6 protein-coding genes are annotated in these 7,390 nt (G+C 31.7%); all 6 read left to right on the top strand.

Annotated elements, in window-relative coordinates; all coding sequences use genetic code 11:
- The first annotated feature begins 449 nt into the window (after positions 1–449).
- From HNP65_RS09450 to HNP65_RS09425, 6 genes are read left to right on the top strand one after another with little or no spacing between them, the layout of a single operon-like run.
- A complete protein-coding gene (locus HNP65_RS09450; protein WP_184620002.1) occupies positions 450–1,601 on the top strand; it encodes an amino acid kinase family protein in 1,152 nt (383 codons plus the stop codon).
- Positions 1,598–2,896, top strand: a complete 1,299-nt coding sequence (locus tag HNP65_RS09445) for a homocysteine biosynthesis protein (RefSeq protein WP_184620001.1) — start codon at positions 1,598–1,600, stop codon at positions 2,894–2,896. The genes HNP65_RS09450 and HNP65_RS09445 overlap by 4 nt, the downstream gene beginning before the upstream one ends.
- Positions 2,893–3,588 carry a UPF0280 family protein gene (locus tag HNP65_RS09440; RefSeq protein WP_184620000.1) on the top strand — a complete coding sequence of 232 codons (696 nt, stop codon included), beginning with the start codon at positions 2,893–2,895 and terminating at the stop codon, positions 3,586–3,588. The genes HNP65_RS09445 and HNP65_RS09440 overlap by 4 nt, the downstream gene beginning before the upstream one ends.
- A 4-nt stretch (positions 3,589–3,592) precedes the next feature.
- Positions 3,593–4,507 carry a methylenetetrahydrofolate reductase gene (locus tag HNP65_RS09435; RefSeq protein ID WP_184619999.1) on the top strand — a complete coding sequence of 305 codons (915 nt, stop codon included), beginning with the start codon at positions 3,593–3,595 and terminating at the stop codon, positions 4,505–4,507.
- A gap of 11 nt (positions 4,508–4,518) precedes the next feature.
- Positions 4,519–5,064 carry a methionine synthase gene (locus HNP65_RS09430; RefSeq protein ID WP_184619998.1) on the top strand — a complete coding sequence of 182 codons (546 nt, stop codon included), beginning with the start codon at positions 4,519–4,521 and terminating at the stop codon, positions 5,062–5,064.
- A 3-nt stretch (positions 5,065–5,067) separates the two neighbouring features.
- Positions 5,068–7,389: a homocysteine S-methyltransferase family protein gene (locus tag HNP65_RS09425; RefSeq protein WP_184619997.1), complete on the top strand. Its 2,322-nt coding sequence runs from the start codon at positions 5,068–5,070 to the stop codon at positions 7,387–7,389.
- Position 7,390 lies beyond the last annotated feature (1 nt).

Below are 7,390 nucleotides of genomic sequence, written 5' to 3'. Positions count from 1 at the left end.
ACTCTTCTTCCTCAGGACTGCTATCCATTTTTCAATGACCCCTCGCCCAACGCGTCTTCTAATTTACCACGTTTGTAACTCTTAGTCAAGTTACATTTTAATTAACTACACACCACTTGCTGTAACACACATTTAAAATTAGTCTCTCTATTAACGCAAATTCATTATAACACATATTTTTAAAAAATTGCCTTGACAAACAAAAATTATTTGTTAAAATCTCATCAAAAGGGGGAAGAAAATTGCAAGAAATTATCTTTAAGAATCACACTTCAATGTATAGTAAATCTTTCTTAAATGTAAATATGATGATAATGTGCGGCATGTGGAAAAACTGGCCGCCATTATCTTTTGCTCTATAGCTTTTAATTAGTAGGAATTAACTAATAGCAAAAAGGCGGTCAGTAAAAACTGGCCGCCTTTTTTATTTTAAATAAGGGGGTGTTATTTTGAAAGTTATTAAACTTGGTGGTTCCATATTTAAAGATAAAGATTCTTTTTTTAAAGTACTACCATTACTTGATCAAGACAACCTAGTAATAGTTGTCTCAGCACCATATGGGGTCACAGATTTACTTTTAAATAACCAAATTAACAAAGAACTCCTTGAAAATATTTATCAAAGGCTTTCCAGTTTAACTGGCTTTGAATCAGAAGAGTTAAAAGAAAGAGTGTATGAAATTTTGAATGAAACAGACTATGAAAAAATAATCTCTCACGGTGAAAGATGTAATTCCCTAGCACTTAAATTATTTTTAGAAAAGAAAGGTTTCAACGTCGAAGAAAAACTTCCAGAAGAAATAGAACTAAATCTAACAAAAAATGGTAAAAAATTAGAACTCAAAAGGAGTATAAAATCATATTTTAAAGAGAAAAAGATTTACATTGTCCCAGGTTTTTATGCTATACACAATGGAAAAATAAAAACTCTTGGACGAGGTGGAAGTGACTATACAGCAACAACTTTGGCAAATATATTAGACGCCGAAAATGTAACTCTATATAAAGATGTAAGTCAACTATTCACTTGTGATCCTAAACTTGTTAAAAATCCTTTCCCAATTACAAAAATTTCATATGAAATAGCAGAGCTTCTTGCATATTTTGGAGCAAAGATCATCCAATATAAGGCAATTGCTCCTGCAAAATCTAAAAATATCCCAATAATAATAAAGGGAATAGACAAAAGTGGGTCCACTATCATAGGAAATGAAACTAATGTTGGAGTTTTATCAATCAGTTTTTTAGAAGATCTCTTATTTGTAAATGGAAAGTTGAAAAAAATACCCAAAAATGCTAAGTACATGGACATATTTCAAAACAACGCAAACGTAATAATAGAAAAAGATAAGTTTGAAAGTATAAAAGATAACTTCTCATCAATAAGTATAAAAGAAAACTTGTCACTTATACTAGTAGGAGGAGATTTAGACATTGGAAAAAAACTTCTTATCTTAAATAGTCTCTATTTTCACAATTTTAACTTTTGGTTACTCAAAGACGGGAAAAATTTTTTAATTCTTCTGGTAGAAAATAAAAACCTTAAAAACATTCTAAATGTTATACACAATATCCTATTTGCAAGGGAGGGGGTTATATGAGAACTTTTGAAGAAATCAACGAAAAAATAAAAAAAGGAAAAGTGGTGGTTTTAACAGCAGAAGAAGCTGTAAACCTTTCTAAAGAAAAGGGGGTAAAGTACGTATACGAAAACGTTGACGTAGTAACCACTGGAACCTTTTCACCAATGTGTTCATCTGGTGTTTTCTTCAATTTTGGCCACACAACACCACCTATGAGAATGGAAGAAATAAAGTTAGATGGAGTCACTGTTCATGGAGGTCTTGCCGCTGTTGATGGATTTTTGGGAGCAACTCAGGAAGATGGAATTGGTGGTTCCTACGTTATTGAAAAACTTATTTCTGGTCAGGATGTATTTTTATCTGCCAACGCAAAAGGAACAGACTGTTATCCTAGGAAAAAAATTGAAGGTTACATAAATAAAGAGCTCATAAATGAATTCTATTTTTTTAATCCACGAAATGTATATCAAAATTATTCAGCTGCAACAAATGGTTCTAATAAAACTATTTATACATATATGGGAAAATTACTTCCAAATTATTCAAATGTTACTTATGCTACTTCAGGAGAATTAAGTCCACTTTTAAAAGATCCAAAGTTAAAAACTATAGGAATAGGCACTAGAATATTCTTTGGAGGAACTCAGGGATACATTGTCTGGCAAGGAACACAGTATAATCCAAGTACAGAAGACATCCCCAAAAACCCCTCTAGAACTCTAGCAGTTATTGGAAATGCAAAAGAAATGTCAAGAGAATATATTAGAGCAGCAAAGTTTAAAGGATATGGAGTTACTATATTTATAGGAATCGGTATTCCAATTCCTATACTGGACGAAGAGATGGCTTACTATGTAACTCGCTCAAACTCAGACCTTGTAACCACAGTAAGAGACTACTCAAAACATGATAAACCTATAATAAGAGAGGTAACTTATCAAGAATTAAAAAGTAATAAAATCAAGTTAAATGGTAAATACGTAAAAACTGCTCCTATTACCAGTATGAATGTATCAAGAAAAATAGCAAATGAATTAAAAAGACAAATTACAAATAGAGAATTTTTCCTTACAAAACCAGTTGCTTATCTTCCATCAAAATCTGATTACAAAAAATTAAACACAAAAAGTAATAAGCAAGAAAAACTCATAAAAAACGAATGTGTAAATTGCGGTTTGTGTACAGGATACTGTAATGCTTTATACATAGAAAATGACACAGTAAAGTTTGAAAGAACAAAATGTACAAATTGCGGAGTTTGTAGTGATGTTTGCCCCGTTGGAATAAAGCTTCCATGGGGGCTGATAAATTGAAAAGATTTTACAGAAGTTTCATGGGAAATAATCTTTTTTCGTTTGCCATAAAATACAAAGAAAGTGACCTCTGGATTGCATTAGACAAAGATGATACGGGACTTTCAGTTCTAGCTTACAACTATCTTGTTTCTTTGAGAAAAGAACTGGAAGGATACGCAACAAAAACTTTTCTTTCATCTTTAAAGCCAATTGCATTTGATGAGAATGCTCCAAAAGTAGCAAAAGATATGCTTAAAGCTTCAAAAAAGGCAAATGTTGGACCAATGGCGGCTGTTGCAGGTGCTTTCGCAAAACATATTGGACAATATATTAAAAAAATAGTAAACCCAAAAAAACTTTTAGTAGAAAATGGTGGAGATTTATATATTTATTCACATGAACCAACAACTATAATGATACTTTCAACTAATAATAATTTATACCTAGAATTACCCCCTGGAGAGTTTGGAGTTGCAACATCTTCGAGAAAAATTGGACATTCAAAAAATTTTGGCAAAACAGATACAACTACAGTTGTATGCAGTGATCCTGCCCTTGCCGATGCATATGCTACTGCAATATCTAATAAAATTAAAAATGTGCATGATGCAAAAAATTTACTTTCAAGAAATTTTGAAGAGATACAAGATATAATTGTTACAATAGATAATAATATAATCATAAAGGCTATACATAATATAAGGGGTTGAAAAAATGAAGATATCTCAAATTAAGGACTTTTTTATCTCAATTGAAGTAATACCACCACTTAGAGGGCATAGTGCAGATAATCTATACAAAGCAATAGACAAAATAATGCCGTACAATCCAGCATTTATAAGTGTAACCAAACATCCTCCAGAGCTTGAATACTATGAAATAGATGGACAAATTCTTAAACTTCCAAAAGTTAAAAGACCAGGAACAATGGGAATTGTTGCAGCATTAAAGATGAGATACAATGTAGATGTAGTTCCGCATCTTACCTGTATTGGAAACAGCAAATTTGAGCTTGAAGAATTATTAATCGATCTAGATTTTCTTGGAATCGATAATGTATTTGTTATTCGTGGAGATAAAAAGAAAAACGTAATAAAAAAAGAATGGCAGTATGATCATGCATATCAGCTTGTTCAACAAATTTCTGAGATGAACAATGGAAAATACTTGTATCAAACAGCCAAAAAAACAAACTTTTGCATTGGTGTAGCAGGCTATCCAGAAAAACACTATGAATCTCCAAATCTAAAAACCGATATAAAGTACTTAAAGAAGAAGATAGAAGCAGGAGCACAGTTTGTAATAACTCAGATGTTCTTTGACGTAGAAAAGTATTTCAACTTTGTCGAACTTTTAAGGAATGAAGGAATAACCGTAAAAGTTATACCTGGACTTAAGCCCATTCTAAGCTACAAAAGTGCATTAAAAATTCCTGGAACTTTTTATGTAGATATTCCTGAAGAATTGATGGAAAAATTAGATAGTGCAAGAACTCCAAAAGAAGAATTCTGGGTTGGAGTAAAATACACAATAAAATTAATTGAAAAACTAAAAAAAAATGTTCCAGGAATACACTTTTTTACAATGAGTAATACCGATGCAATTGTAGAAATATTAAAGCACGTATAGGAGGAATTAATGTGATTTATATCCCCGAAAAATTTGAATATATGCCTAAAAAGAAAATAGTCCTTGCAAGAGCATCTACAAGATATGAAAAACTGGATGAAGAATTAATCAAAAAGATAAATGATCTTTATCTTGAAGGTCTTTTTTTATCATCTCCAACTATCTGGTACAAAACATTTAACATAGAGAAGCTGCCAAAGAGTATAATTCCAGGAAAATTTAAAGGTGTTAAAAAAATGACACTTTTTGTCTCCACACTTGGAGAAGAAATAGATAAAAAAATAGAACATTACACAGAAAATGGAGAAGTATTTTCTGGAATGATTCTCGATGCGTGGGGTTCAGAAGCACTTGAAACCTTAAATGATAATTTTGATAAAAAGTTAAGGCAAAAATACAAAGATGGGACAATGAGATTTTCTCCAGGATATGAGGATGTAGACATTAGAGAAAATAGAACTATCATTAATTTATTAAAAGTAACCAAAATAAAGGTCTTAGAAAGTGGTATTATGATCCCAAGAAAAACGACAACATGTATGATAGGATGGTGGTAAAAGTTGAACAGAAAAGAATTTCTACAAATGCTTAATGAAAAAATTTACTTTCTCGATGGTGCATACGGTACAGAGTTTTTTAAAAAGGGATTTAAAGGTGTTATTGAAACTCTAAACATTACAGATAAAGAAATGGTCTTTGACCTTCAAAAAGCATATGTTGATGCAGGTGTGGATTTTCTACTTACTAACACATTCAGTGCAAATAGACTGAAACTAAAATCGTTAAAAGTTAGTTATGACATAAAAGATATAAACTATAACGCAGTTAAAATTGCAAAAAAAGCAGTCGGACAAAGAAATGTGTATGTTCTAGGAGATATTTCATCCACTGGATTTTTAATAGAACCATTGGGTGAACTCTCATTTAACGAAGCATATGACGTTTTCAAAGAACAAGGTGAAATATTATTAAACGCCGGAGTTGATGGCTTTATAATAGAAACAATGTCTGATTTAAAAGAGTTAAAAGCCGCAATTCTTGCACTCAGGGATCTTTCACAAGATATACCAATAATTGCTCAAATGACTTTTGAGGAAAATTCAAAAGCTGTTACAGGAACAAGTGTTGAAATTTTTGCAAGCTTACTAAACGACTTAGATATAGATGTTATTGGAATAAACTGTACATTAGAACCCGAAAAATTATTATCAGTTTTTAGAGAACTAGCTCAATACTCTAAAAAACCAATCAGTGTAGAACCAAACGCAGGAAAACCAAAACTTCAAAGGGATGGAAGTATTGTATACAAAACCTCTCCAGAAAAGTTTGCAATTTACATGGAAGATTTTGTAGAGATAGGTGCAAATATTGTTGGAGGGTGCTGTGGAACTTCTCCAGAGCACATAAGATTAATGGTTGAATTTTTAAAGAATAGAAAACCCAAAAAAAGAAAAATTATAGCGGAAGAATTTGTCTCAAGCAGAACTAAATTGCAAAAGATTTCCCCCTTCTTAATTATTGGTGAGAAAATCAATGCAGCAGGTAAAAAGAAATTTCAGGAAAAAATAAAGAACAAAGATTTTAGTAAAATTGTTGAACTTGCGTCTATGCAAGAGCAGGAAGGTGCTCATGTTTTAGATGTAAATCTTGGAATAGAAAAACTGCTTGACAAATCACATTTTAGCCTTGCTGTAAATACCCTTGACAAAATTGGAAGTCTACCTCTTTCCCTTGATATACAAGAGTTTGAATTTATGGAAGAAGCTTTAAAGGAATACGTTGGAAGACCAATAATAAATTCTTCTACAGCTAAAAAGGAAAAACTAGACAATGCAATATACCTACTTAAAAGATACGGTGGAATGCTTGTTCTTCTTACAATGAAAGATAAAATACCAGAAACAGCAAAAGAAAGATTTGAAATTGCAAAAGAAGCTGTAGAATACCTTGAAAAAAATGGGATAAAACGCAATCGCATCTTAGTCGACCCACTTGTTCTTCCAGTTGGCGCAAAAAAAGATCCAAATGTCACAGTTAAAACAATAGAATTGTTATCAAAAGAAGGTTTAATGACATCCATTGGGCTTTCAAATTTAAGTTTTGGAATGCCAAATAGAGAAGCTTTAAATGCTTCTTTTCTAACACTATGTATAGACAAAGGGCTCAATGCCGCTATATTAAATACAAGTGAAAAGTGTACAATGAACACTATTTTTGGAACACTCGTACTAAAGGGAAAAGAACTTGCAAAACAAGAAATTCTAAAAGAAGATCCTCTTGTTGAAATGATCCTTAAAAAGAAAGAAAAAGAATTAAAACAAGAAATCGAAAGATTACTTGAAGAATATTCTCCTCTTCAAATAAGTCAAAATATCCTTTCAAAAGCTATGGAACACATTGGAGAGCTATATTCAAAAGGTGTTATATACCTTCCACACCTTATACTTGCAGCTGAAACAGTAACTCCTGTCTTTGAATACTTAAACTCACTCCTTGAAAAGAGTGACAAGCAAAAAATAGGCACAATAATTGTTGCAACAGTTGAAGGCGACGTTCACGATATTGGTAAAAAAATCGTTGCAACATTGTTTAAAAGTTCGGGGTTCAACGTAATTGATCTTGGAAAAGATGTTCCAGCCTCAAAAATTCTTGAAGAGGTTAAAAAACACCAACCAGAAATACTAGGACTTTCTGCTATGATGACAACAACTATAGGAAGAATAAAAGAAGTAAAGGACTTACTCGAAAAGGAAGGTATAAAAATTCCAATAATCGCTGGCGGAGCATCATTAAATAAGGAAATTGCAGAGAATTTTGGAGTATACTATGCAAAAAATGCAAGTGAAGGTCTTAAACTTTCCAAAAAAATCTTAAAGAGGTGAT

The sequence above is a fragment of the Thermosipho japonicus genome (assembly GCF_014201655.1).
Lineage (GTDB): Bacteria > Thermotogota > Thermotogae > Thermotogales > Fervidobacteriaceae > Thermosipho > Thermosipho japonicus.
This window is presented reverse-complemented; position numbering and strand designations above follow the sequence as displayed.